Below are 24,735 nucleotides of genomic sequence, written 5' to 3' on the forward strand. Positions count from 1 at the left end.
CCTGACCTCAGCTGTCATTCAAGTACGTACCGCATCTATAAAACCAACAAGAATGTGGAGACTGCCCTAATGAAACACCGCCTACGTTTTGCTTCCCTTGCACTGTCGATGATGCTGGCCAGCGGCGCAGCCATGGCCGACGTAAAAATCGGTGTGAGCATGTCCCAGTTCGATGACACGTATCTGACTTACTTGCGTGAGTCGATGAACGAAAGAGCCAAGAGCAACCCCGAAGGCGTGCAGTTGCAGTTTGAAGATGCCCGCGCTGACGTGGTCAAGCAGCTGAGTCAGGTCGAAAATTTTATCAGCCAGAAAGTCGACGCCATTGTGGTTAACCCGGTGGACACCGCCGCGACCCGCAAAATCACCGAAGCAGCGGTCAAGGCCGGGATTCCGCTGGTCTACGTCAATCGCCGCCCGGATGATGAAAAACTGCCGCCGGGCGTTGCCACCGTGGCCTCCAAAGATATAGAAGCCGGTCAGATGCAGATGGAATACCTGGCGAAAAAAATGGGCGGCAAGGGCGATATCGTCATCCTGTTGGGCGATCTGGCCAACAACGCCACCACCAACCGCACCAAAGGCGTGAAAGAGGAACTGACCAAGTACCCCGATATCAAGGTTGACCAGGAGCAGACCGGGATCTGGCTGCGAGACAAAGGCATGACCCTGACCAACGACTGGCTGACCCAGGGCCGCAAGTTTGATGCGGTGGTCTCCAACAACGACGAGATGGCCATCGGTGCGGCAATGGCCTTGAAGCAGGCCGGCATCGAGCCCGGCACTGTGCTGATTGCCGGTGTCGACGGCACCCCCGACGGTGTGCGTGCGGTGGAGAAGGGCGAGCTGGCGCTCACGGTGTTCCAGGACGCCAAGGGCCAGGCCTACGGCTCGGTCGATACCGCCCTGAAAATGATCAAGAAAGAACCGGTAGAGCAGGCGGTCTGGGTGCCTTTCCAGCTGATCACCAAAGACAATGCCAAGGATTTCAAGTAGTCGTCATCTCAATCCAATAACAACAATATGCGGCAGGGCTCAAGCCTTGCCCGCTGTCTCGGACATTCACCGAGGCATCTGAGGAGTACTGGCTATGCTCGCGTCAGCGACTGTTTCAAGCACCTCGACCATGGCGCCCGCGCCTGCGGCTCTCCCTCAAGAGGTTCCTTATCTGCTGGAGGTGGTCAACGTCAGCAAGGGTTTTCCCGGCGTAGTGGCGCTTGATGACGTGCAACTGCGGGTACGTCCGGGTTCGGTTCTGGCCCTGATGGGGGAGAACGGCGCCGGCAAGTCGACCCTGATGAAAATCATCGCCGGTATCTATCAACCCGACTCCGGCGAGTTGCGACTGCGGGGCAAACCCGTGACCTTCGCCGGTCCCCTGGCGGCTTTGCAGGCAGGGATAGCCATGATCCATCAGGAACTGAACCTGATGCCGCACATGAACATTGCGGAAAATATCTGGATCGGCCGCGAGCAGCTCAACGCGCTGCACATGATCGACCATCGCGAGATGTTCCGTTGCACTGCGCAACTGCTGGAGCGTCTGCGCATCAACCTCGACCCCCAGGAACTGGTAGGCAACCTCAGCATCGCCGAGCGGCAGATGGTGGAAATTGCCAAGGCCGTGTCGTACAACTCGGACATCCTGATCATGGATGAACCGACCTCGGCCATTACCGACAAGGAAGTCGCCCACCTGTTTTCGATCATTGCCGACCTCAAGTCCCAGGGCAAAGGCATCATCTACATCACCCATAAAATGAACGAAGTGTTCAGCATCGCCGACGAAGTGGCAGTGTTTCGCGATGGTGCCTATATCGGCCTGCAGCGGGCCGATAGCATGGACGGCGACAGCTTGATTTCGATGATGGTGGGGCGCGAATTGAACCAGCTGTTTCCGGTGCGGGAAAACCCGCTGGGCGAACTGCTGTTGTCGGTCCGCGACCTGAGTCTGGACGGCGTGTTCAAGGGGGTTTCGTTTGACCTGCACGCAGGCGAGATCATGGGCATTGCCGGTTTGATGGGCTCGGGACGAACCAACATCGCCGAAACCATTTTCGGCATCACCCCGAGCAGTGGTGGAGAAATCCAGCTGGACGGGCTGCCCGTGCGTATAACCAGTCCCAACATGGCCATCGAGAAGGGCTTCGCCCTGTTGACCGAAGACCGCAAGCTGACCGGACTTTTCCCCTGCCTGTCGGTGCTGGAAAACATGGAAATGGCGATTCTGCCGCATTACGCCGGCAATGGTTTTATCCAGCAAAAAGCCCTGCGCGCCCTGTGCGAAGACATGTGCAAAAAGTTGCGGGTCAAAACCCCTTCCCTTGAGCAATGCATCGACACCCTGTCCGGCGGCAATCAGCAAAAGGCCTTGCTGGCCCGCTGGCTGATGACCAACCCCCGGGTATTGATTCTGGATGAGCCGACCCGGGGTATCGACGTCGGGGCCAAGGTCGAGATTTACCGGCTGATCTCCTTCCTCGCCAGCGAAGGCATGGCGGTGATCATGATTTCATCGGAACTGCCTGAAGTGCTGGGTATGAGCGACCGGGTCATGGTCATGCACGAAGGTGAACTGATGGGCACCCTGGACCGCAGCGAGGCGACCCAGGAGCGAATCATGCAATTGGCCTCCGGTATTACCGCGATTCATTAATGACTTCAGTGCAGCGGCCCGACAGGGTCAGTGGCGCAGCAGAACAAGAGAGAAAACGTCCATGAACGCAATAACTGAAAACAAGCCTGCCGTGGCCCCGCCTAAAACCAAAAGCCGTCGTCGGTTCCCCACCGAGCTGAGCATCTTTCTGGTGCTGATCGGCATTGGTCTGGTGTTTGAAGTATTTGGCTGGATCGTGCGTGACCAGAGTTTCCTGATGAACTCCCAGCGTCTGGTGCTGATGATCCTGCAAGTGTCGGTGATTGGCTTGCTGGCCATTGGTGTCACTCAGGTGATCATCACCACCGGTATCGACCTGTCATCGGGCTCGGTGCTGGCGCTGTCGGCGATGATTGCCGCCAGCCTGGCGCAAACCTCTGATTTCACCCGGGCGGTATTCCCGTCGCTGACCGACCTGCCGGTGTGGATCCCGGTGCTGGCCGGGCTTGGCGTGGGGCTGCTGGCGGGGGCGATCAACGGCAGCATCATTGCGATTACCGGGATTCCGCCCTTTATTGCCACCCTGGGCATGATGGTGTCGGCCCGTGGCCTGGCGCGTTACTACACCGAAGGCCAGCCGGTGAGCATGCTCTCGGACTCCTACACCGCCATCGGACATGGGGCGATGCCGGTCATCATCTTCCTGGTGGTGGCGCTGATATTCCACATTGCCCTGCGCTACACCAAATATGGCAAGTACACCTACGCCATCGGCGGCAACATGCAGGCGGCGCGTACCTCGGGGATCAACGTCAAGCGTCACCTGATCATCGTCTACAGCATCGCCGGTCTGCTGGCGGGTCTGGCCGGCGTCGTGGCGTCGGCACGGGCTGCCACCGGGCAGGCGGGCATGGGCATGTCCTATGAACTGGATGCAATTGCCGCGGCAGTGATTGGCGGCACCAGCCTGGCGGGCGGAGTAGGGCGCATTACCGGTACGGTGATCGGCGCACTGATCCTTGGCGTCATGGCCAGTGGTTTCACCTTTGTCGGGGTTGATGCCTACATCCAGGACATCATCAAGGGTCTGATCATCGTGGTGGCGGTGGTGATCGACCAGTACCGCAACAAGCGCAAGCTCAAGCGCTAACCCCACGCCCTGTAGGAGCGAGCTTGCCTCGCGAGCTTTTCCGATACGCCACGAACAGCTCGCGAGGCAAGCTCGCTCCTACAGATAATTCATGTATCCGGCAGCCGAATCGATAGCCCACACCCCTGTAGGAGAGAGCTTGCTCGCGAGCTTTTCCGAAACGCCCCGAAGAGCTCGCGAGGCAAGCTCGCTCCTACAGATAATTCATGTACCCGACAGCCGAATCGATAGCCCACACCCCTGTAGGAGCGAGCTTGCTCGCGAGCTTTCCGATACGCCCCGAAGAGCTCGCGAGGCAAGCTCGCTCCTACAGATAATTCATGTACCCGACAGCCGAATCGATAGCCCACACCCCTGTAGGAGCGAGCTTGCCCGCGAGCTTTTCCGATGCACCCCGAACAGCTCGCGAGCAAGCTCGCTCCTACAGTTAATCATGTGCCCGGCAGCCGAATCGATAGCCCACACCCCTGTAGGAGCGAGCTTGCTCGCGAGCTTTCCGATACGCCCCGAAGAGCTCGCGAGCAAGCTCGCTCCTACAGATAATTCATGTACCTGGCAGCCGAATCGATAGCCCACAACCCCTGTAGGAGCGAGCTTGCTCGCGAGCTTTTCCGAAACGCCCCGAACAGCTCGCGAGCAAGCTCGCTCCTACAGATAATTCATGTGCCCGGCAGCCGCATCGATAGCCCACACCCCTGTAGGAGCGAGCTTGTCTCGCGAGCTTTTCCGATGCACCCCGAACAGCTCGCGAGCAAGCTCGCTCCTACAGTTAATCATGTGCCCGGCAGCCGCATCGCCAAGCCCACGCTCAATCCGACAACGTCTTAGTCCTGACAGAAGCGGATGCGGTTGCCGAAGGGGTCATGGACTTCCAGAACCTGCCCCCAGCCCTGCTGAACAATCTCCGGGCGTCCGTAGCCGTAGCGCTTGCCCTGGAGTTCGTCATGCAACAACTGGATATTGTGCATCGGCACAAATAGGGTCGCCCCGGGGCTCGCATCGCCATGGTGCTCGGAGAGATGCAGTTGCAGACCGTTGCGGCTGATCCCCAGATACAGCGGCAGATCCGCTTCGAAGCGGTGCTCGAATTCGACGCTGAATCCCAGAAAATCCAGATAGAACTCCCGGGCCTTGGCTTCGTCAAACATCCGCAGGATCGGGATGGCCTTGTCGAACCTGATGACCGGCAAGGGATTCTCGGCGGGCAGTATTGCTGACGCAGTGTTCCAGTCCTTGTAGCCCAGCAAGTGCGCCACCGTTTCCAGCGCCGTGGCATGAGTCAGCTCTTGCGCGAGCAGTTCCCGGGAGGCACGCAGCCGCCTGGCCATCTGTTTGGCTTGTTCGATCGAAATCATGGTTGTTCTCCTGAGGTCGAGGCGCACGGTGCCCGCATTGCCAAACCTCGACTGTCAAAAGAAACGGGAGGATTCGGGAACAGAAACAATACTTTCACCTTTCCTTGCGGACGCGAGCGGCAGGCAGTATCAGCCTGCGCTGATATTACATAGCGCGCAACGAGCGCGAAAGGGCAAGCCGTATCTATCGCCAGGCGCTAGCGACTTCGAGCGGTACCGGCCCTGCAGGCTGGTTCAGGCGCTCCCTATGCAAGGCGCTCGAGCCCTTGCTCCCGTCAGCTTTAATCAAACCGCCAAAATCATGGGCACTGGCCACCCGCGGCCAGTACGCCGGTTATGCTTGGCGCTCAGCTTTTGTCACAATGGGCAGGGGGCATGACGACCAACGCTGGCATGCAAAGCTGCTCCCCCGATAGAGGCGTGAGCCAGCCAGAGGGGTCGGACATTCGTGGTGATAAGGAACTGCAGTTGAACCAACATACATTGTCCATGCGCCTGGAGCGTGTCGCGGCGCATGTGCCGGCGGGTGCGCGTCTGGCCGATATCGGCTCGGACCATGGCTATTTGCCGGTGGCGTTGATGCGCCGTGGCCTGATCACCTTTGCGGTGGCCGGCGAGGTGGCATTGACGCCTTTCAGTGCGGCCGAACGTACCGTGCGCGAGAACGCAATGGAGCAACGCATTACTGTGCGTCTGGCCAGCGGGCTGGCGGCAATCGCCCCGGGCGACGCAATCACTGCCATCAGTATCTGTGGCATGGGCGGTGAAACCATCCGTGACATCCTCGACAGTGGCAAGGCGCGCCTCAGCGGCCAGGAACGGCTGATCCTGCAGCCCAACGGCGGCGAACAACCATTGCGCCAATGGCTGATGGAGAACGGCTACCGGATCCATCACGAGGAATTGCTCCAGGAAAACCGGTTCGATTACGAAATCATCGTTGCCGAACACGACGGGCCGGTGCTGTACAGCCCTGAGCAACTGTTCTTCGGACCGTTGCAGATGCAGGCCCGCAGCCCGGCGTTCCTGCTCAAGTGGCAGCGCATCCTGCGCCACAAGCAGCAGAACCTGGCCAACCTGGCACGGGCGCAGCAGGCCGTGCCAGAGCACAAGGTGCAGGAGATCGCCCGGCAAGCGCAGTGGATCATCGAACTGCTGGCTTGAATCCGCCGGATCCAGCGCGGGCCAGTACCAGTGGCCCGCATGACATCGAACCAGGCCCTTGCTCAGCGCAGTTCCATTCCCGGCTCAAGAGCAGCTTTTTTACCCCGGGCCGGCTCCCCAATAGTTATGTACCTTCGCGGGCCACAACAAAGTTCGAATTAACCACTGTGTTCACAAACAGATAAAGACCCTATGGCTTTTGTAATGTCGCCGTCTACACGGGCTGGTTGTGTTCGACGTAAACAGGCCGCTATACACTTTATTTCGTAACTTGCATAAAGAGGTGGCTGCCCTCGCAAGGTGTATTGATATCTTGATGTGCTGATGGATTGGGTGCAGCCAGGATATTTATTGTTCAGTCCGTTACTTAAATTAGGTTATTCATTATAAAGGATGAACCCATGTCTATTATTGACTCGTCGTCAACACAGGCGACTAATTGGAAACAGCTTTCGTACTTCCGAGTGTTTGTCGAGAACGACGCGCACCTGCAAAATGCCCGTTATCCGCTGCTGAACAATAAGCGCCAGCAGTTACGCGTTACCGTGCGTCTGGCGGCGAAAGATGCGGCAGGTAATGTTGCAACTATCCCGAAAAGTGATCTGGATCAGATTCGACTGATTGATTACAACACGTCGGCCCTGATTGATTATAATGATAACTTTTCCGGAGACTGGACCAGTTCATGGCACCATCGAGGCTTTATCTGGGATCGAGGCTTTCTTGATTCAATCAGATCCCTGAGGCTGGAACAGCCGCAGCTGTTTGAAACCAGTGACAGCAGCGCAGATGATGCAGATTATGCAGATGATCCAGACGCGAAAGTCTCCGAGCCTATTGAGCAAACATCTGAATCTTTCGGCCCGGTTCTAATCTCTCCTTCGATGGACGCAACCCTGGCGGACTGCCCTGGCGGCTACCAGTGCGTCACTTTTTATGTTTCAACCGGCGCCCGCGCTGCGCGCCGATTGGCGGCACGCATTACCAACGGTGATGGCACGGTATTTCGCAGCAACTACAGCGATGTGACCGACGACCTGGGTGAGGGTGATAAACGCGGGCGCTTCAACTCTTCGTTCGAGGTGGAGCCTGTCAGCTTCCCGTCCTTGCCGAACGAGAACTTTGGTGATCGAAAAGCCGACGGCTCAGGTTATCTGAGGGATACGCTGGTTGCATCGAATAAGTTTTCTTTTGGCGAGTTTCGTGCATTTGAGCAACACGTTAATATCCGCATGCCCAACGGCCGTAAAGTGCCAATCAAATCGGTCACTTCTCATCCGGGCGATGCTGATGGAGCGATAGGGGGCGAGATGATGTGGGCATCTCGAGGCCCTGTGACTCGCTCAAAAACAACGTTTACCTATATTTCCTATCCTGGCGAAACCCACGTACGAATGCAGGAGCCACCTAATTGGTATGGCGCCGATGGCTATTTTTATCGGGTGCACAGTCTCTTGGCCACGGCCTTCCCAAACTTTACACCGCGTATCTTTCACCCGCGTGCCGGTGAAGTTGTGATCGGGCATTTTCTCACTGACCAGAATCATCAATTTTATTATCGGGCACAGAACGGGGCCGAGCATCAGGTGCCGAATAAAATGATGATGCCGCTCCACGTGATGGATATTTATGGCACCGAACACCGCCTTCGAGTCGGGCTGGTGTCCACCCATAATTATTTGATGTTGAATAAAGTTTAATTTGTCGGAGTGGGATCAAGTGGCGGCGGTCACGCTTGCCCAAGGGATTGTTCCTTCGCGAATCATGATCCGTTCGCGGTGCTTGCAATAGCTTGAGCATATTTGCCCCGCCACTCCTTAGCCCTCGTCAAGCAAACCACCTGTATGTTGTGGATGCAGGCATCCTGGGGTCAGGGAGCAGCCGGTATTTCTGCCGGATGCGCCCTGACCCTCTTTGTTATCCGTATTGCTATCTATTTGCCGCGACTCGGGCAGTAGCCACCATGGGTCAGCCCGGCTGACCCGTTCGCACCTTTGCAGTTCGCAAGCTGACGCCACTGGCCGGTCATTCGGGCTGGTTGAAGGTCTGCCCGTCGATGGGTTCCCGGGGGCATGTTTGCAAGGGTGTGTACCAGTGAACGGCAGAAGCGACATACAGGTGTTGTTGCTTTGGCGGCGTAAAGGGCGTGTCCAGAGTGCCCAGCGCTATGGAGACCCATTCGCTGAATTGGCCTTCAGAGCGTGACCAGAACAAGGTCGAGCCACAGTGCATGCAGAATTCGCGCAGCACCGAGGCCGACGAGCAATAGCCCGTGATGCTGGTGCTGCCGCTGAGTATCCGCAGTGCGCTGCGGGGCACGCTGGCATAAGACGCGAATGCGGCACCATGGCCTTTGCGACACTGGCTGCAATGGCAATGACTGACGGCCTTTGGCGCTGTAAGCAGTTCATAGCTGACGGCTGCGCAAAGGCAGCTGCCCTGGTAGACCCTGGTCATGTCGTCGTCCCTGAAAAAGATCCCGGCTTGGTGTCTGACTGAAAGTCGTCGCCATGCATAGTGCCTTGACCGGACGGTGCAAGAAAAGGGTGAGCTTCAATCCGCTCACGGCTGGTGATTGGCAGGCGTACAAAGAGCAGTGCCAATGCCCGCATTTACCGACGGGCAGGCAGTGCTCTGTGGCCGGGAGCAGGCTTAGCGGCCGCTCGCTCTCAATGCATCGGGGGTGTACATATCGGCCGTCAGCTTCAGATTGTTCATGATCGGGCCTTTACGCTCTTCGTTGGTCAGCCCGTAAGCGGTGTACTGCCTCGAACTCAGGTCATAGAAAAACTGCACCCCGGAAATCGCCAGCTTGGCGTCCGGATGCTGGAAGTAATTCATCATGGCGTGCTTCCAGATTTTTCCGCGGGCATCGTAGTTGTCCGCCAGTGTGCCGGCCCAGGTATCCTCATCCAGGTAAATGACCCGCTTGCTGTACAAATGGCGATAGCCTTCTTTCAAGTTGGCCTCCAGCACCCAGACTCGACGCAGCTCAAAGCGCAGGTACTCAGGATCAGGGTGAGAGGGGGTCAGCAAGTCACTGTATTTAACTGCACCACTGTTGACGCGAAAGGCGTTGACCGGGATGTAGATCTCTTTTTTACCCAGGTTTTTCCACTCGTAACGTTCAGGCGAGCCGTTGAACAGGCGGTCGTCATCCACGACCATGGTGCCATTGGTGCCAATCATCGGCTGGTCGAAGCCAAACCCGGGCAACTGTCGAACCCGTCGAGTCCCGGGGTTATAACTCCAGGCCAGACGTCCCTGTTTGCTCCAGTCGTAGTAGTCCTGTGAAACCGTGCTGACACCTGCATCCCGTTGTGGCTGCATGGTGAAGTTCCAGGAAAATGCACGCACGCCCTCGGAGACCGGTAGCTCGTTCGGATTATTGGCAGGTGACAAGCCGCGAAGACGGGTTTTACCCCAGCCAATACTGCCGTTAGGCAGTACCGATGCGTTTGAACGGGTGATGTCCTGGGTCCAGGGCCCGGCGATCAGCATATGGTTCCACAGCAATTCCAGGCCGCTTTTAGGAATAGGGAAGGGCACTTGCCCCAGGCCCTTGATACCCATTCCGTCATTCACCAGTTCGGCGTTCAGGGCATTCCACTGAGCGTGCTGGCAGACATAATCGGGTACTCCAAAGATCCGCTTGCCCGCATAAATGTTCATTTTGTAGCTGTCAGGGTATTTCTCGAACAGGACTTTCTGGCCCTCGGTCAGATTGGCCGCGTGTTCCTTGTAGTTGCTTGAAGTGAGCACCAGAACGGGCACTTCATCCTTGAACGGGTCTACGGGTTGGTCACCGGAATACAAGGTGTGATTCCAGCCCGGTACTTGATCTACATACTCGCCGGTAAATGCGGGAATGCTGCCGGCAGCGTTCCCTGCACGTTCTGCCCCCAGGCAGGTAAGGTTTTTCCCCAGTTGAGCGGCTTCCTCAGGTGTGACTTTGGAAAACGCAGTGCAAGAGGCGGTGAGTCCGGCCAGTAAAGATAAGGTCAATGCCATATTTTTTTTATTGGTTTTCATTTTAACCTGCAGGAACTGGTGCGTTGAAAAAGAGGTGGGTCAGAGGGATGCGATACTCTGGTCTGGCGGGTTATTCAGATGCTTCAAACGTTGCTTGAGCGTGAGCATGTGTTCCAGGTAAACCGTCACTTCTTGAGTGGGAACGCCTGGCACAATGCGTCTGGAGTACGCATCCAGAGATGCTTGCAGGACGTCTTTATTATCCGGTGCCGCAAAGTAGGCCATGTCTGCCAGTTTGCAGGCCAGGGCCGGATTTACGTCCTGCAATACCCTAATTCGGGCGGTCAATTTGTCGATTCCGCCGCTCAGGTCGACTATTTCACTGCCAAAGGCCGAGAGCGGGGCAGGGGACCAATCCGAAGGCACGCCATTCCACCAGCCGCCATCTTCTTTCAAGACCATTTTTGCAACGTCTTGAAAGCGGTTGTATGTCTGCGCCATGTCCGTGCGCCCTTGCAGTTTTTCAGGCAGCTTGACGGCATCCACGATTTCATCTGGACGTTTATCGTCATTGAGCCCGTTGGCCACTTGGGTGACAGCCGAATCCAGCATCTGGGCAGCTGCCAGCAGCTTGTCTTGAGCTTCAGCGCCAGAGACCATTGCCGCGCCATGCATGGGCAGTACCCGTTGCGGTCTGGTTGCGGCCATATCGCGTAATGCCTGTGCCCATTCGGCGACATGGCGCTGACGGCGCTTGCCATTGCCGGCATTGAGCAGGAAGGGTTGCCAAAAGTCGGCGCTGACCACCACTTTGCGTGAAGGTACGCTCACCCAAAGCTGGTCGGCAGACTCTCCGCGGGCCTGGGTCAATACGAAGTCTTCGCCGCCAATGCTAAGGGTTTTGGTGCCGTGGAAGGTTTCGGTGGGCAGGATGGTATCTTCCATGCGCCGCGGAACATCCCGCGGGTCCTGGTTGTTGAGGCGCACCATGGAGAAGTTGACCAGCCTGATGTCAGTGGCCAGTTCGGAAAGAAAAGTGTCAGTGGTAATGATGCGCGGCTTCTCTCCGGCCGCGAGCAGCGCCCAGGCACCAAATGCATGGTCGGCATGGTGGTGGGTGATAATAATGGTGTTAACCGGTTTGTCACTGATCTTGCGCAGCGCCTCAAGCAGAGCCGGCCCTGCGGGTGCATAACCGCTATCGACCAGCACCAGGCCCTCGGTTGTTTCGAATACCGCGACATTGACAAAGGGCAGGCGTAACAACCAGGTCCCCTTGCCCTGTGGCTCTATGGTCAGCTTTGAGCGCGCATCGTCAATCGCGGCCTGGTTGGTTCTACTGTACATATGATTGGCAATGGCCGCGGATACAGGGCCGCCAAAACCGGCGTTCGGATTGGAACGCAGGGTATTCAATATGTTGGGGTATTGCTTCATCAGGTCGGTGCGTAGTTCAAACCGTTCAATGGCTTTAGGGTCTGGCGGTGCGGCAGATATTGGCACTTGAGGCGCAGCCTGCAGCCCCCCCGCGATCACACTCAAACCCATTACCAGTAATGCTTTCTTATAATTGTTATGCATGTTTATAAATAACCTTTGATTGATAAGATAAATCAATAATGGCTGTCAATAGTTACTGCAGACATTGAAATAAGTCGGGCCACAGGATGGCGGCCTTGACTATAAATATTTGAAGAGGGGCAGCATCGTCCGTGCGGACTAGATGATATTGCCGATAACCTGAAGTTGATTATCGTCATTAGTCATAGGGCTATTTCTATAGAGTGTGACGGATGTCACAGAAAAAAAACTGTTTATAAAACAGCGGTGCAATTTTTTCTGTGAGTCGTGATCACGGATGGCAGATGCATTGAAAAACAAAGGGCTCCCGGCAGGTTGATCTATTATGCAAGGCGTGCACAAGACATGATGGTGGGCGGGGGCAGAGCGAGCGGGAGTGATTTTTTTAACGAGGCTTGTGTGGCCCGGGGGGTGGTGTGATTGGCGCCTGTTGGAAAAATTTCAAATCCAGTAAATTGCTTGGCAGTGCGGGCTATTGCTTTGTGATCGCATGTTCGCTGAGCGTTTTTTATCTGTACTGTTACTGGGATGAACCAAGGCCGGTAGAAAGGGTATTAGTCACGACGGAAGGTACACTGTATGCGTATGCGGACAGTTCTCAGTATTCGACCTCGTTTCTGGTTAAAGAAAACAGTGGCAAGCTGATCAAGTTAACGGCGGTGCCTGATTATACCCGCCTCATCAAGGGGTTTGGTTCTAATCTTGGTAAAGCTATTGTGGTCAGGCATTACGAAGGCAGGGTTATAGCGTGTCGTATAGAAGGTGTGGAGTTTTGTATACCGCAGTGCTTTACTTCCTGGGAGTGTCAAATAAAGGTGGTTGAATCAGACGCCAGGGCAATGAGGAAAACCATCTATACAGTGTTGTTTATGGGAGTTGGTTTGGTGCTGGTGTTCATGTACAGGAAGTTGTAAAAAACAAGCAATTAAAATCGTCCCGACGCTGTGCAAAAGACTTTGCGCGGCCGGCTGCTATATTTAATCCGCCTGACGGCTTCCGTGCCCTGCAAACAACCCCGTTGCGTTAAAGGACGACATGATCGACTTTCTCTGCGCCATCCTCGAATTGCTGGGCCTGATTGATTCCGGGGTCAGAGCACAAGGCCCTTCCAGATGGTATCGACGCCATCCAAAATTGATCCGCAGTGTGCTCAACATTTGCTGGATCCTCGTTTCGGCAGTGTTTTTGATCTATGTGCTGCAATGGCTGAGCATCCTGGGCCCGTGGGTACAGGGACTGGTGGCAGGAGTGATCGCGATGCAGGTGGTCGGTTTTTTAATTTTGCTGTTACGCCGGAAAAAATCTTAGACCCCCCCTCTGTTACAGGCTCCCGGAAGGTTTGCCGGCGCGGTTGCTATCGCTCCAGTTACTGACTTCTGGTGGCTGGCCCGTTCTCGACAAAGACCCCCGGGACCTGATGCGTATAGTAAAGGTGCCTTGCAGGATGGCGGTACCGATCACTGCGTTGTGCGACGCAGCGGCAAGTGCGTGCCCTGAGGGGCGGTGTTCGCGCCTGTAGTCGGGCTCGGCTTTCATAATAAGTACAAGAGGATGTCATGTTGAAAAAGCGATTTGTCACTGTGCTCTGCCTGCCTTTTACCGTCTGCGCTGCACTCGCGAGCACTGAGCAGCCAGTTGTCGTACAGAGCGATTTTGATCAGATGGCGACCCCGGTGCATCAATGGTCGGACAAGGGAAAAGAGCTGTTTTATATCGACGAGGGCCCTGAAGACGGGATCGCGGTTGTGTTTGTCGGGGGCAACGGCACCAGTGCAAGAGCCCTGGAACTGACCAATTTTCTGCGCTCTACCCGCGAGCAATTAAAGCTGCGGTTCATCACCTTGGAACGTAACGGTTTTGGCCAGAGTGCCTTCGATCCGAAAGGCGATTACGGCAGCTACAGTGCCGATGTCCATGCCTTGCTTGACCATCTGGGCGTTCATGAATTTTCCTTGCTGGCGATCTCCGGTGGTGGTCCTTATGTCGCCCGGATTGGAGCCGACCTTGCGCCCCGGGTGCGTTCGATTCACTACGCTGCGGCCTATTCCCAACCGGGGGTGGGCAAGCCCGCTGAGCGTTGCAAGCTGTCCGATGAGCAATTGGCGACGACTGCCCTGGCTTATACGGTGCCCACGCAGTGGTGGGCCATGCCTGCCGACAGTTCAATCAAACACATCCGCGGCTGGCAAGATGCGGCCTACGATGATGGTCTGCGCACCTTCTTCATGAAAGGCACCCAGGACGTGAAACCTCTGTTGCATGAGTGGCGCCTGTATTGCGAGCAACCGGTGGCTTCCGGGGCGGCAGTCAAGTCACCGGTGTTCATTTATGCGGGCACCGCCGATAGCGTAGTGCCCATGGAGCACAAGGATTTCTGGGCCGGGCATTATTCAAACATTGCTGCCGTACGCGCTTATCCGGGGGAGGGGCATGACGTGCAGTACCGGCACTGGGGCCAGATTCTCAGCGACATCGCTTATCAGGGTAAGCGCCTGCTGATCTGTGATCAGGGGCAGTCACTCTTGCTGCCTGAAGAGGTGGCGCAACAAAAAATCTCCCGGGGCGCAACCCTGGATATATGCGCCTGGCAAAAAGCAGGCTGAAGGATTGCCCTCATTGCAGGCAGTTGATACTGCCGGTGATGAGGGCAGCAGAGACCGGACGCCAGCCACCACAAATCAAGGGATATTGACTTGAAGAACGCGAGCCTGAGACTCAGGCCGCAGTCGAATCAATGTTCCGGCGCAACCATCCGAAACTGTATGTCTATATCGTTGGAAACCAGACTGTCAGACCACTCGCCAGCCCCGACGTTGAAATCACTGCGTTTGAGCACCAGCTCTGCGTCGAAAATGCCGATGCTTCGCTCTGATTTCAGAAGCATCGGCACTGTTACCTCCCTGGTAAGGCCCCTGAGTGTAAGGTTGCCAATGATCTGGTAGCGGTTGTTGCCCAGGTCTTTAATGCGCGTCGACTCAAAGGTCGCCACTGGATAAGCAGTGGTGTCGAACCAGGCAGGCTTTTGCAATTCAGTGTTGGCGTCTTCGCTGCCGGCGTCGATGCTGTCGAGGTAGATGGTCAGTTTGGCCTGAGCCGCCTCGGGGTGTTCGGTGTCGAAACCGAGGGTCCCGACAAACTTGCCAAACGTGCCATACACCTTCGAGCCCATCTGGTGGTAGGTAAAACTTATGGTGCTGGCGGCGGGATTGACGTGGGTGTATTCGACGGCATCAGCTCCGGGAAAAAAGCCGAGGGTAAAAGTGACAGCCAGTGCGGTGGTACGTAGAGATCGAGGGCTCATTGCACTCTCCAAGACTGGCCCCTTATGGGTCGAAAGGTGTGGCAGTAGCTGAGGTGAAGCAAAGACTGGCCGTTTGTTGCAACCCGCAGAGGGCTCAACTTTTACCTGGCTGCGTACCAACGCCTGCCGGGTTTTGGCAGGGGTGACGCTTTCCTCGGAATGCGCCCTTCAGGAATCTTAGCAGTGTTCGAGAAAGCGTTTTAAACACTCAGGCCCCGATGCCCTCAGTAACGAGTGGCAGCCAATGGCGCCGGGGAGAAGGAGGGGCGTCGAGCATGACGCACCTCGCTTGCTGCTTTTGGTTGCAGCTGTCCGGGGGCGGCCACTGTCAATTAGCGGCCGCTCTCTTTTGCGAGGGCAGCAGGCAATCGTCGCGGCTCGTCATGCCGCTGACAGTACTTGTCGAGTGTTGGCAGGGGCCAGGCGGCTTGAGAGCCGATAAAGTTTTTGCCCCTTGCGCCCTGCATGGCGCACAGAATCATTTGCTCGGCTTGCTCCGCCGTTACGCCATAGTCGGAAAATTCCGTTTTCACGCCCAGGCTATGCAGGAATTCGCGCAACTGATCCTGAGCTTTGTCCAGGTCGTTGCCGAAAATTCGTTGCAGAGTACGGTCGCGCGCTGCGTCGTGACCCCAGGCCAGGCCCAGCACCAGCGGCAATGTAAAGGAACAGGCAATGCCATGCGCCAGGCCGTATTGCAGCGTCATCTCGTAAGAGATCGAGTGGGCAAGGGCGGTTTTGGTGTTGGAAAACGCCAGTCCTGCCTTGAGGGCGGCCAGCGCCATGCGCGAACGCAGTTCTTTGTTGGTGAGATCACGACGCAGCTGCGGCAGGCATTCGAAAATGTCCGCAATGGCGGAGATGGCGAAGGTGTCGGAAACCGGATTGGCATTGATGTTCCAGACCGACTCCAGCGCATGGGACAAGGCATCCAGCCCGGTAGAAACGGTGACGCCGCCAGGCACGGTCAGCATCAGTTGCGGGTCGATAATCGCGACTTTCGGCCAGGTGCATTCAAGGTGCAGCGAGTATTTTTTATGGCTGGCCGAATCCCAGATCGTCGCCCAGGGCGTCACCTCGCTGCCGGTACCCGCCGTGGTGGGCGCCGCGATCAGTATTTTGCTGCGCGCCGGGATGAAGGGTTTGCCGGTTGCCAGCAATACGAGCAATTCATCAAAGTGCCCCGATTCAGTGCCCACGATCAGCGCCTTGGCGGTGTCGATGGCACTGCCGCCGCCTACTGCGATGACCGCGTGGCAATCGCCGGCTTGCTGCCAGAATCGCTCATAGGTGTCCCGTAGCCGGGCCACGTCAGGATTAGGCTGGACATCTTCAATTACATACACCAGACGGTCGCCCAGCAGATCCTGAATGCGATCAACCAATCCCAGCCCGCGCGCTTCGGGAAAGGTCACTAGCGCGACTTTCTGGTTTTCAGTGATGTCGGCAAGCTCAAGCAGGCTGCCCCAGCCGAATCGTGTATCAACGGGATTGTGGAATCGGGCAATCATGGCGGGTCCTTTATTTTTGTTGTTGGAAGTGGCCCCATACTCGGGGGGCTTCTCCAACAGCTCAAATCGATAATTCGCAGGCATTAATCGGCTGAACCGATACTTGATTCAATGTGAGTGCCTGGGGCAGGGATGTTCAGTTGTGAGCGCCACGCTGGATCGCGTTGCGCAATCGACCCGACACCGCATCAGCGACGATCACCATCAGCGTGATGACGATGATGCAGGTGGCAGTCTCCTGGTACTTGAACAGTTTCAGGCTGCTCACCAGCTCAAAACCAAGCCCCCCCGCACCCACCATGCCGAGTACGGTCGCCGAGCGTAAATTGACTTCGAAGCGGTAAAGGACCACTGCAATCCAGGCCGTGATGACCTGCGGCAGTACCCCGAAAACGATGACCTGCAAGGGCCGTGCGCCGGTGGCCTGGAGTGCTTCAATCGGGCCTTGGTCGATCTCCTCGATACTCTCGGCAAAGAATTTTCCAAGCATGCCCAGGCCATGCAACGCCAGCGCCAGCACGCCGGGGAAGGGCCCAAGGCCTACCGCCGAGACAAATATCAGGGCCAGAATCAGCTCATTTATGCTGCGAGTGAAATTAAGAAACTGCCGGGTTGCGTGGAACACCAACCGGTTTTTGTTCAGATTGCGGGCCGCAAGAAATGACAGCGGAATGGCCATCAACACGCCGAGCAATGTGCCCCAAATGGCAATTTGCAGAGTCTCCACGGCAGGGGCCAACAGTCGAGGAACAATGCTCAGGTCGGGTGGGACGGTGCGTGCAAGGAAATCACCAATTTGTGGCAACCCTGCCGCCAGTTCAGCCACGCTTAATTGCGCGCCAGTGGCACTCCAGTGCAGTGTCAGAATGACCGCCAGCACGATTGCGCCAGTGGACAGCCACCCACGCGGTCCGCGAGGCAGGCTCACGGTCCACAGATAACTTTGCTGTTTCATGCTTGAGCCCTCACTTGCGCGACGGGGGTTATCAGTTCGTCCGCTCTCGCAGTGGCGCCCTGGGGGGCCGTTGTCTGGCCGGGGTATATGCGCTGCAAGTCGTCTTCGGTCATGCTGCAAGCGCTACCGTCATACACCAGTTTTCCGTGGGCCAGGCCTACGATCCGGTCTCCAAACTCCCGGGCGTAATCGACTTGGTGCAGGTTGCACAACACCGTGATACCCAGCTCCCGCGTGGCGTCGCGCAAATATTGCAGCACCAGGCGCGCAGTCTTCGGGTCGAGACTGGCCACCGGCTCGTCGGCCAGAATCACTTTTGGGCGTTGCGCCAGGGCACGTGCGATGCCCACGCGTTGCATCTGCCCCCCGGAGAGCGAATCGGTCCGTTCGCGGGCTTTGTGCGCCAGCTCGACGCGCTCCAGGCATTGCATGGCCAGCGCCACGTCCTCGCGCCGAAACAACTGCATGATGGAGGTGAGCGTTGACACCGCGCCCAGGCATCCGGTGAGTACATTCTTCAGTACGCTCAGACGCGGTACGACGTTGTGGTGCTGAAAAATCATTGCCGCCTGACGTCGCAGAACGCTGGTGTCGCGGCAGGCCAGTGCGTCAATGCCTGCCACTGAGAGTGTTCCGGAATCGGCCTGGACCAGTCGGTTGATACACCGCAGCAAAGTAGATTTACCCGCACCGGACTGGCCCAGCACCACCACGAATTCTCCTGCTGCCACCTCCAAGTCGATCCCGCGTAGAACCGGGTTTGGGCCGTAGTGCTTGGTCAGTTGGCGGATGCTGATCATTTGAGCCTCCGCAAATCGAGATTGAGCACCTTAGCGGTTTCGCGGACGACGTCGTAAGCCGCATCGGTAGTGGGCTGGAAGCCATCCAGTTGGCCCTGGTCACCCCAAGGCACGTCCTTCACCGAAGCCAGGGCGGCAGCGACTTTTTTCTTGAGTGCCGGGTCGAGGTTTTGCCGCCAGACCATTGGAGACTCCGGGATCGGACGCGAACTCCACACCACCTGGAAGTCATCCTGCTTCACCAGTCCTCTGGCCACGGCGTTGGTCAGAATGCGGTCGGCGACGGCGCCAGCATCTACCTTGCCGTTGGCTACAGCGAGGATGCTTGCGTCATGGGAACCGGAGAACACCACTCGCGAAAACAATGTTGCGGGATCAAAACCGGCCTGTTCCAGTCCGGCTTTGGGGAACAGATGGCCAGAAGCAGAGCTGGGGTCGACAAACGCGAAGGTGTGATTTTTCAGATCGGACAATTGCTGAATGCCGCTGTCCTTGCGCGCAAGGATCACGCTCTTGTAGGCGCTTTGCCCGGTTTTTTTGGTGACGGCTACTGCGAACGCTTCGACGTCTGCTACCGACGTTGCCAGAACATAGGAGAAAGGGCCGAGGTAGGCCACATCCAGTTTGCCTGCACGCAGCGCTTCGATGATGCCGTTGTAGTCCGTGGCGACAAAGGGTTCGACGGGCATGCCCAGTTTGGCTTCAAGGCTGCTGAGCACTTGCTTGCTCGACTCGATCATCGCCTGGGAGTCTTCCGACGGGATCAGGCCAATTCTCAATTTCTCGTTCGCTCCTGCTTGGCAGACAGCGCTTATGGAGAGGCAGGCAATAGCGGCGACACGCAAAAATCCGGAGAAATTATTCATGGCATTCCAGGCGATTGGTTGGAGTGACCTCAGGCTAGAAATGTCACGTGACAGTCATACGATCAATTCAATATAGGTTTTCGCAGCTAAGTATTGATGGAGTCTATGGATGTCGACCGCCAGGATGCGTGCCTTCCTCGCCGTGGCACGTCACGGAAGTTTCAGTGCCGGCGCACGGGCCCTTGGGCTCAGCCAGCCGACGCTCACCACACAAGTCCAGAGCATGGAGCGGCAATACAATCTGGAGCTGTTTCACCGTCGCGGGCGGCGCATTGAGTTGTCCGATGTCGGCCGGCAATTACTGCCCATTGCTCAAGCGATGGCTGCGCTGGATCTGGACGCGCACAACTTGCTGCGTGACTCCGGGCGGCTTGACAGTGGCCAGCTCAAGATAGGGGCGGTGGGGCCTTTTCATGTGATCGAGATGGTCGACAATTACTTTCAGCAGCATCCGCGTATCGATGTTTCGATACGGGTTGGCAACTCGGCGCAGGTGCTGGCCGATCTTGAGAGTTACGTGACCGATATTGCGGTATTGGCCGGATGGCACGAAGATCCAGGACTCTGCGCCGTGCATTACGCACGTCACGCCATCATCCTGTTTGCCCACCATGAGCATCCTTTCGCAAAACGCGAGTCAGTACGACTCGAGGAACTGGACGGCCAGCGGCTACTGCAACGGGAGCCCGGTTCCACTACTCGTCTGGTCCTGGAACAGGCCTTGTTGGCGGCACAAGTTGTGCCCCGCATCGCCATGGAAATCGGCAGCCGCGAGGCATTGCGCGAAGCTGTGGTGCGTGGGATCGGGCTGGGGGTGGTCTCCGAAGCGGAGTTCATCGCCGATCCCCGTATTCGCACGATCCGCATCGAGGGGGATCCGCTCTACACCGAAACCTATCTTTATTGCCTGGCCGAGCGGCGCTCCAGTCGACTCATTACATCGTTTTTTGATGTGGTTCTTTCGGCGCAGGTGAACGACTCACATTCGGCTGGCGAATATTGAAAGTCCGCGATTGGCCGATTGGAGGGGCCAGGAAAATCAGGAGAATTAGTAAAACTTGGCAAGGAGCTTGTTTTGCCAACAGTCGCGCCAATGATAACTATCCAGTGGTGCTAAATCTCACAGCCAGATTTTCCACCGAATACACTGGAGATCAATCGCTCACGCAATGATGTTTCTTAATATTACAAAGCAGGATGATAATAATTTAGTTAGGGTGGTTTTGTTTTGAACGTATAAATCAGGATGTACAGCGTGAGTTCCCTAGCAACAAATCCAAGATTTACCATCGTGATCGCTATCTTTTGTTCCCTCTCAATGGCGCTTGCGGCCAAAATAACTTACCTCATGGTTTTTTCTCATGAGTTCTTGAGCAATGAGGGTCGTAAACGCTCAATGCGGTTGATTGAAACAGCTCCCGTTCGCGGTACTATATTTGACAGGTTTAATCAGCCCCTGGCAGTTTCCACACCCGTGAGTACCTTATGGGTAAATCCCGGGCAGTTTGCCCCAACGAATCGGCAGGCAGTCATCCTGGATGAACAGCTTGATATTGATGCCTCGCGGATCAGGGCGTTAACATTGAATGAACAAGGTAAATCTTTTGCCTATTTGGCCAGAAGAATTAATCCTGAGCGCGCGAACAAGATCATGAAGTTATCTATTCCAGGTGTTTATGAGTGCCAGGAATACAAAAGGTTTTACCCTCAAACGTCGATGCTTGCCCAGACATTAGGCTTCACTAATATTGACCAGCAGGGTATCGAAGGCATCGAATTGATGTACAACCAAAAGCTTTCTGGCAAGCCTGGCCTGGAAGAACGCACCTTGAACTTACACAAGCGAGTCACCCGTGAGATCCTGGTGCACAAGCCCGTTACCCCCGGAGAAAATCTGCATTTAACAATTGACTCGACACTTCAATATTATGTTGAAAAAGCTTTGCTCAAAGGGGTAAAGAACAATGCAGCCAGGTCGGCAAGTGCAATTCTCATACACGCCAGAACAGGAGAAATACTGGCACTGTCTACGATGCCTTCCTTCAATCCAAACGCACGTAGAGGTTTCAACGCGGAGCTTATTCGAAATCGTGTGTTTACTGATGTGTATGAGCCAGGCTCGGTAATAAAACCATTCAGTATGGCCGCCGTTCTCACAGCCAATATAATTGACAAAAATGCCATTATCCCAATAGCGCCGGGTTTCATAAAAATCAATGGATATACCATTCGGGATGTAGGCAGAGACAGCCAGTTGGACTTGGCAGGAATCATCCGTCGTTCTTCAAATGTCGGCATGAGCAAGGTTGCTATTCCGACAGGAGGAGCAGTGATTTCGCAATTGCTTACTGATCTGGGGTTCGGAAACAATACTGCGATTTACTTTCCAGGGGAAAGTATTTGGACAGTTCCCGTCAGGAGGGTATGGTCAGATATCGCTACGGCGAGTCTCTCATACGGGTATAGTTTGTCGGTCAACCTGGCGCAACTGGTTCAAGCCTATACCGTATTTGCCAATGATGGGGATCTTATACCGCTATCGCTAATCAAGGGTGAGAAGCAGCCGCCACGCAATGTCATAAGCCCGGAGGTCGCCAACAACATTCTGGACATGATGGTACATGCCGTGGATGGACCTGGAGCAGGTGGAAAGCGCGCAGCAATCGAAGGTTATGTCATTGCGGGTAAAAGCGGGACCTCACGCAAGGCATCCAGCGGTGGATATAAAAGTAATGAATATAGAGCCATGTTCGTAGGTATCGCTCCGGCCAACGCGCCTGAATTCATTATGGCTGTAGTCGTGGATGAGCCAACTGCAAATGGTTACTTTGGGGGCGCTATTGCAGCGCCGATTTTCAAGGAAATAATTGAAGATGTGCTTCGGGTCAGGAATATACCTGGCAATGCAAGTGAAGTCCTTCCAGCAGCACTGGCCCCAATCGTTCAGTAGGCGCTGTCTCTGTTGCAGCAGTCAGGGTCGGCTTTAATACCCCGTACGACTGCCGCTTTTGGCAAAACTGAGTGTGACCAGCTGCTGCTGCCCTTGATTGAATGCGGTTTATTTGCCCTGGACCAGTATTGACAGTCACCTGACTGCAGATGGATTGAGTTGAGCCTTGACTGCGATACTGGCCATGCCCGCATGGAGTGGCTCACGACCTGTGAGCTTGACTACGCCCCTGGCTCGGAAAGTTGCTTCGTTCTCCAGCGCATCAAATCGACTTTGCAAGCACTTAAAATATCTCCAGAGCCCGATCCCCCCATCATGGAATCACTTTCCCATTGGCACTGTGCATCCTTGAATTTTTCAAAGGCCTTCTGAGAGGCGAGCAGCGATTCAAGGGCTTTGGCCGTCGCACTCGAATCGATTTCTTTTGTTTGAGCTTCCAGTTTTTTGAAGGCGATATTCATTTGTGACGTGATTTCGCGAGTCTTGCCCTCAAGGCAGCTTTGCAACGCTGTCCGGGGCTGATCGCCAATGGAGTTGTTGCATTCGTTCAGTGCTCCGGTTTGAGCATCGTTGGCCACTGCAATTTTTGCTGCGCCAGTACCAGGCGCAACTGCGGTATTGATAGCGCTATTTGCGATTGGGTTCACATCTGGTTTCGCGGGTGCTTGAGCGAATGCAGTACCCATGGCAAATGTAGTCGCTACAGCAACCACCGAAATGAGTTTTCTCAATTTATCTATCCTTTGGAAAGCGTTTTTCGAGGGGCAAGAAACAACTTTTGATGCTTGGCCAATTGCGTACTGCGTCTGCAAGACTAGCTCTAATGGCGTTCACAGCCCAAGGCCTGTTTGACTGCATCTTGGGCAAACTGTTCATAAAGGTCGGGGGGAGATGCCGGGAATTGCAAATCAGGGTGAAGCATCATTGGATGGGCGGACTGAAGTGGCAGGGTCAGCCTTTGGGTCAACCATGGTCGCAGAGAGGGGCAGAGTTGAATCTGCTCTGGCTCTTGATGTTGCGAGGGGGCCCGTGGATTTAATCAGCCACCCACACAGCAGTGTGCTGCACTTCAAATCTCGGGGCCGGGAGAGCTCCATCCGTTACGCGCGGTAGCTCCAGACCATTTCCACCACCCGTGCGGAAATCAATATATAGACCAGCACTATCAAAAGCTGAAAGACGAGGTGGTAGCGCAGTTGGGCCAGGCGGCGAATACCATCACTGACGTTCAGCAGCATGAGTATTCCAGAGATGGTGATCACCCCCCACCCAGCCATGTTGGTGGCCGTGATGCTCATAAAGAGCTTGTGATCACTGTGCAAAGCGTTCGTACCCGCTGCAAACAGAAGCGCGCACAGAACCATATTTTTGAAATTGTCGAAGATCTTGGCATTGAGATCCTTGTCGAGCAATTGCGAGTAGCGCATCCATAATTTTTGCATGTTCACTGCCTCAAGAAGGATCAATCAAGCACAGTTCGTCTCAACAACTGCTCGGAGAGTATCGGGCACGCGTTGCATTCTGAAACGCGCCACCGCCAGTTCAAGTTCGTTGGGCCGGTTGGGTGGGGACGCTGTTGTAGCTGGCTTCAAGTGTAAGGATTTAGCCAGCGCGCTTCTACGGCTTTGCGAACGTCTTCTGTTGGCCGCAAGCAGCCTTTCACGCAGGACTGCTTACGGCCAGAAGCGTTCTCTGACAGACCGTGGCGCGGCCTTGCCGAGTTACGTCTGTGAAGCTTATGCCGTGGCAGCACCGAGCAATTGACTAATGATCGCCGCCGCTTCAGGTACAGCTTGAGTGGCGATATCCAGATCCAGCGAGTTCAAGGCAACAACACCCACGCAGGCTTCAAAAAAATGCTGGTTGTGAGGGCGACTGATCGGGCTCGCCACGCCAATGGCCCCGGGCTGCAATTGACCGTGAGTCAGGCTATAGCCCAGCTCACGCCCCTGTATGACGGCCTCCGAGTCTTCGGGATGCGCCTTGCGGCCAGAAAGAATCGCAATCCCGGCCGCGCCCTGGTGAAGAGGGTGGCGGCTACCGATTCGATACCCGACGCGCATCAACGACTCTTCGGGGTCGGCAACCATGATCACCATGCATTCATTGCCCTGAGTAACGGAAATGAAAGCACTGGCTTGAGACTGTTTGGCCAGGTCGAACAGCGGTTGCTGTGCTACAGCCCTCAACCGGGGTTCGAAGCGAGCGGCAAGGAGAGTTGCTCCAGCGCCAAGACGGATAACACCTTCAGCCCCGCGACTGATCAGAAAGTGATCCTCCAGCGTGGTCACAATTCGATAGGCAATGGCCCGATGCACCTCAAGGCGAGCGGCCAGTTCGGCGATGGATATACCGCTGTCCTGTTGAGCAATGATGCTTAAAGCCTGAAGCCCTCGATCGAGGGTTTGCAGGGTGTTCTTGCTCTTTTCCATAGGAGGACGCTCCAGGTTCTTTGACGCAAACAAAAGAACGGCATATGCTCTTTTTCTGTATTAGTACACAGTTGTGCGATAAAAGTAAAACAATAAGAGGTC

At 55.8% G+C, this 24,735-nt stretch carries 22 protein-coding genes; 10 read left to right on the plus strand and 12 right to left on the minus strand.

What is annotated here, in order from left to right; translation table 11 throughout:
* Window positions 1–69 precede the first annotated feature (69 nt).
* The 3 genes from JQ845_RS08655 (at window position 70) to JQ845_RS08665 (ending at window position 3,746) form a co-directional block, all read left to right on the plus strand.
* Window positions 70–996 (plus strand): sugar ABC transporter substrate-binding protein, encoded by a 927-nt coding sequence (locus JQ845_RS08655; RefSeq protein WP_003447628.1) that lies wholly within the window; start codon window positions 70–72, stop codon window positions 994–996.
* 94 nt (window positions 997–1,090) lie between these two features.
* On the plus strand, window positions 1,091–2,656 hold the full coding sequence (locus JQ845_RS08660; RefSeq protein WP_202210506.1) for a sugar ABC transporter ATP-binding protein: 1,566 nt from the start codon (window positions 1,091–1,093) through the stop codon (window positions 2,654–2,656).
* A 61-nt stretch (window positions 2,657–2,717) separates the two neighbouring features.
* Window positions 2,718–3,746 (plus strand): ABC transporter permease, encoded by a 1,029-nt coding sequence (locus JQ845_RS08665; protein ID WP_003447631.1) that lies wholly within the window; start codon window positions 2,718–2,720, stop codon window positions 3,744–3,746.
* Window positions 3,747–4,570: 824 nt separating this feature from the next.
* On the opposite strand, the gene JQ845_RS08670 is transcribed toward JQ845_RS08665, so the two are convergent.
* A complete protein-coding gene (locus JQ845_RS08670; RefSeq protein ID WP_003447633.1) occupies window positions 4,571–5,101 on the minus strand; it encodes a glyoxalase superfamily protein in 531 nt (176 codons plus the stop codon).
* 468 nt (window positions 5,102–5,569) lie between these two features.
* Here JQ845_RS08670 and JQ845_RS08675 point away from each other — a divergent pair, with 468 nt between their 5' ends.
* Window positions 5,570–6,265: a tRNA (adenine(22)-N(1))-methyltransferase gene (locus tag JQ845_RS08675; RefSeq protein WP_003447634.1), complete on the plus strand. Its 696-nt coding sequence runs from the start codon at window positions 5,570–5,572 to the stop codon at window positions 6,263–6,265.
* Between the two features lie 401 nt (window positions 6,266–6,666).
* Window positions 6,667–7,965: a hypothetical protein gene (locus JQ845_RS08680; RefSeq protein ID WP_236010200.1), complete on the plus strand. Its 1,299-nt coding sequence runs from the start codon at window positions 6,667–6,669 to the stop codon at window positions 7,963–7,965.
* A 325-nt stretch (window positions 7,966–8,290) separates the two neighbouring features.
* Here the strand turns inward: JQ845_RS08680 and JQ845_RS08685 are convergent, their stop codons facing one another.
* The 3 genes from JQ845_RS08685 to JQ845_RS08695 form a co-directional block, all read right to left on the minus strand.
* The gene (locus JQ845_RS08685; protein ID WP_203008883.1) at window positions 8,291–8,722 is read right to left on the minus strand and encodes a GFA family protein; all 432 of its coding nucleotides are present in this window, start codon (window positions 8,720–8,722) and stop codon (window positions 8,291–8,293) included.
* Between the two features lie 195 nt (window positions 8,723–8,917).
* On the minus strand, window positions 8,918–10,297 hold the full coding sequence (locus JQ845_RS08690; protein ID WP_161719665.1) for a DUF1329 domain-containing protein: 1,380 nt from the start codon (window positions 10,295–10,297) through the stop codon (window positions 8,918–8,920).
* A 39-nt stretch (window positions 10,298–10,336) separates the two neighbouring features.
* A complete protein-coding gene (locus tag JQ845_RS08695) occupies window positions 10,337–11,818 on the minus strand; it encodes an MBL fold metallo-hydrolase (RefSeq protein WP_203008884.1) in 1,482 nt (493 codons plus the stop codon).
* A 416-nt stretch (window positions 11,819–12,234) separates the two neighbouring features.
* Here JQ845_RS08695 and JQ845_RS08700 point away from each other — a divergent pair, with 416 nt between their 5' ends.
* The 3 genes from JQ845_RS08700 to JQ845_RS08710 all read left to right on the plus strand — a co-directional run bounded on the left by JQ845_RS08700 (window position 12,235) and on the right by JQ845_RS08710 (window position 14,421).
* On the plus strand, window positions 12,235–12,732 hold the full coding sequence (locus JQ845_RS08700; RefSeq protein ID WP_203008885.1) for a hypothetical protein: 498 nt from the start codon (window positions 12,235–12,237) through the stop codon (window positions 12,730–12,732).
* 121 nt (window positions 12,733–12,853) lie between these two features.
* The gene (locus JQ845_RS08705) at window positions 12,854–13,126 is read left to right on the plus strand and encodes a hypothetical protein (RefSeq protein WP_161719672.1); all 273 of its coding nucleotides are present in this window, start codon (window positions 12,854–12,856) and stop codon (window positions 13,124–13,126) included.
* A gap of 248 nt (window positions 13,127–13,374) precedes the next feature.
* Window positions 13,375–14,421, plus strand: a complete 1,047-nt coding sequence (locus tag JQ845_RS08710) for an alpha/beta fold hydrolase (protein WP_203008886.1) — start codon at window positions 13,375–13,377, stop codon at window positions 14,419–14,421.
* Window positions 14,422–14,549: 128 nt separating this feature from the next.
* Here JQ845_RS08710 and JQ845_RS08715 read toward each other — a convergent pair whose 3' ends face one another.
* The 5 genes from JQ845_RS08715 to phnD all read right to left on the minus strand — a co-directional run bounded on the left by JQ845_RS08715 (window position 14,550) and on the right by phnD (window position 19,251).
* Window positions 14,550–15,119 carry a YceI family protein gene (locus tag JQ845_RS08715; RefSeq protein ID WP_003447651.1) on the minus strand — a complete coding sequence of 190 codons (570 nt, stop codon included), beginning with the start codon at window positions 15,117–15,119 and terminating at the stop codon, window positions 14,550–14,552.
* 332 nt (window positions 15,120–15,451) lie between these two features.
* Window positions 15,452–16,630 carry an iron-containing alcohol dehydrogenase PsrA gene (gene psrA, locus JQ845_RS08720; RefSeq protein WP_203008887.1) on the minus strand — a complete coding sequence of 393 codons (1,179 nt, stop codon included), beginning with the start codon at window positions 16,628–16,630 and terminating at the stop codon, window positions 15,452–15,454.
* 136 nt (window positions 16,631–16,766) lie between these two features.
* Complete coding sequence (phnE, locus tag JQ845_RS08725) at window positions 16,767–17,585, minus strand: phosphonate ABC transporter, permease protein PhnE (protein ID WP_010656069.1); 819 nt, start codon at window positions 17,583–17,585, stop codon at window positions 16,767–16,769.
* Window positions 17,582–18,385: a phosphonate ABC transporter ATP-binding protein gene (phnC, locus tag JQ845_RS08730; protein WP_010656068.1), complete on the minus strand. Its 804-nt coding sequence runs from the start codon at window positions 18,383–18,385 to the stop codon at window positions 17,582–17,584. The genes phnE and phnC overlap by 4 nt, the downstream gene beginning before the upstream one ends.
* Window positions 18,382–19,251, minus strand: coding sequence for a phosphonate ABC transporter substrate-binding protein (phnD, locus tag JQ845_RS08735; protein WP_160627264.1), 870 nt, complete (start codon window positions 19,249–19,251; stop codon window positions 18,382–18,384). The genes phnC and phnD overlap by 4 nt, the downstream gene beginning before the upstream one ends.
* 109 nt (window positions 19,252–19,360) lie before the next feature.
* Between phnD and JQ845_RS08740 the strand changes: the two genes are divergently transcribed.
* Together JQ845_RS08740 and JQ845_RS08745 are read left to right on the plus strand one after the other, a co-directional pair.
* Window positions 19,361–20,254: a LysR substrate-binding domain-containing protein gene (locus JQ845_RS08740; protein WP_003447660.1), complete on the plus strand. Its 894-nt coding sequence runs from the start codon at window positions 19,361–19,363 to the stop codon at window positions 20,252–20,254.
* Between the two features lie 243 nt (window positions 20,255–20,497).
* Complete coding sequence (locus tag JQ845_RS08745) at window positions 20,498–22,201, plus strand: peptidoglycan D,D-transpeptidase FtsI family protein (protein ID WP_236010201.1); 1,704 nt, start codon at window positions 20,498–20,500, stop codon at window positions 22,199–22,201.
* Between the two features lie 221 nt (window positions 22,202–22,422).
* On the opposite strand, the gene umoC is transcribed toward JQ845_RS08745, so the two are convergent.
* The 3 genes from umoC to JQ845_RS08760 all read right to left on the minus strand — a co-directional run bounded on the left by umoC (window position 22,423) and on the right by JQ845_RS08760 (window position 24,633).
* On the minus strand, window positions 22,423–22,932 hold the full coding sequence (gene umoC, locus JQ845_RS08750; RefSeq protein ID WP_203008889.1) for a lysozyme inhibitor LprI family protein: 510 nt from the start codon (window positions 22,930–22,932) through the stop codon (window positions 22,423–22,425).
* A 369-nt stretch (window positions 22,933–23,301) separates the two neighbouring features.
* A complete protein-coding gene (locus JQ845_RS08755) occupies window positions 23,302–23,643 on the minus strand; it encodes a hypothetical protein (RefSeq protein ID WP_003447675.1) in 342 nt (113 codons plus the stop codon).
* Window positions 23,644–23,937: 294 nt separating this feature from the next.
* The gene (locus JQ845_RS08760; protein WP_003447676.1) at window positions 23,938–24,633 is read right to left on the minus strand and encodes an IclR family transcriptional regulator; all 696 of its coding nucleotides are present in this window, start codon (window positions 24,631–24,633) and stop codon (window positions 23,938–23,940) included.
* Window positions 24,634–24,735 lie beyond the last annotated feature (102 nt).

The sequence above is a fragment of the Pseudomonas paraversuta genome (genome assembly GCF_904063065.1).
Taxonomy (GTDB): Bacteria; Pseudomonadota; Gammaproteobacteria; order Pseudomonadales; family Pseudomonadaceae; genus Aquipseudomonas; species Aquipseudomonas paraversuta.

Coding starts and splice junctions, on each gene's coding strand:
- JQ845_RS08680 (WP_236010200.1), top strand. CDS start 6,667: ATGTCTATTATTGACTCGTCGTCAACACAGGCGACTAATTGGAAACAG.
- JQ845_RS08660 (WP_202210506.1), top strand. CDS start 1,091: ATGCTCGCGTCAGCGACTGTTTCAAGCACCTCGACCATGGCGCCCGCG.
- JQ845_RS08760 (WP_003447676.1), bottom strand. CDS start 24,633: ATGGAAAAGAGCAAGAACACCCTGCAAACCCTCGATCGAGGGCTTCAG.
- psrA (WP_203008887.1), bottom strand. CDS start 16,630: ATGATTGCCCGATTCCACAATCCCGTTGATACACGATTCGGCTGGGGC.
- phnD (WP_160627264.1), bottom strand. CDS start 19,251: ATGAATAATTTCTCCGGATTTTTGCGTGTCGCCGCTATTGCCTGCCTC.
- JQ845_RS08670 (WP_003447633.1), bottom strand. CDS start 5,101: ATGATTTCGATCGAACAAGCCAAACAGATGGCCAGGCGGCTGCGTGCC.
- JQ845_RS08685 (WP_203008883.1), bottom strand. CDS start 8,722: ATGACCAGGGTCTACCAGGGCAGCTGCCTTTGCGCAGCCGTCAGCTAT.
- JQ845_RS08705 (WP_161719672.1), top strand. CDS start 12,854: ATGATCGACTTTCTCTGCGCCATCCTCGAATTGCTGGGCCTGATTGAT.
- JQ845_RS08715 (WP_003447651.1), bottom strand. CDS start 15,119: ATGAGCCCTCGATCTCTACGTACCACCGCACTGGCTGTCACTTTTACC.
- JQ845_RS08690 (WP_161719665.1), bottom strand. CDS start 10,297: ATGAAAACCAATAAAAAAAATATGGCATTGACCTTATCTTTACTGGCC.
- JQ845_RS08655 (WP_003447628.1), top strand. CDS start 70: ATGAAACACCGCCTACGTTTTGCTTCCCTTGCACTGTCGATGATGCTG.
- JQ845_RS08710 (WP_203008886.1), top strand. CDS start 13,375: ATGTTGAAAAAGCGATTTGTCACTGTGCTCTGCCTGCCTTTTACCGTC.
- JQ845_RS08695 (WP_203008884.1), bottom strand. CDS start 11,818: ATGCATAACAATTATAAGAAAGCATTACTGGTAATGGGTTTGAGTGTG.
- JQ845_RS08740 (WP_003447660.1), top strand. CDS start 19,361: ATGTCGACCGCCAGGATGCGTGCCTTCCTCGCCGTGGCACGTCACGGA.
- JQ845_RS08665 (WP_003447631.1), top strand. CDS start 2,718: ATGAACGCAATAACTGAAAACAAGCCTGCCGTGGCCCCGCCTAAAACC.
- JQ845_RS08755 (WP_003447675.1), bottom strand. CDS start 23,643: ATGCAAAAATTATGGATGCGCTACTCGCAATTGCTCGACAAGGATCTC.
- phnC (WP_010656068.1), bottom strand. CDS start 18,385: ATGATCAGCATCCGCCAACTGACCAAGCACTACGGCCCAAACCCGGTT.
- JQ845_RS08745 (WP_236010201.1), top strand. CDS start 20,498: ATGTACAGCGTGAGTTCCCTAGCAACAAATCCAAGATTTACCATCGTG.
- phnE (WP_010656069.1), bottom strand. CDS start 17,585: ATGAAACAGCAAAGTTATCTGTGGACCGTGAGCCTGCCTCGCGGACCG.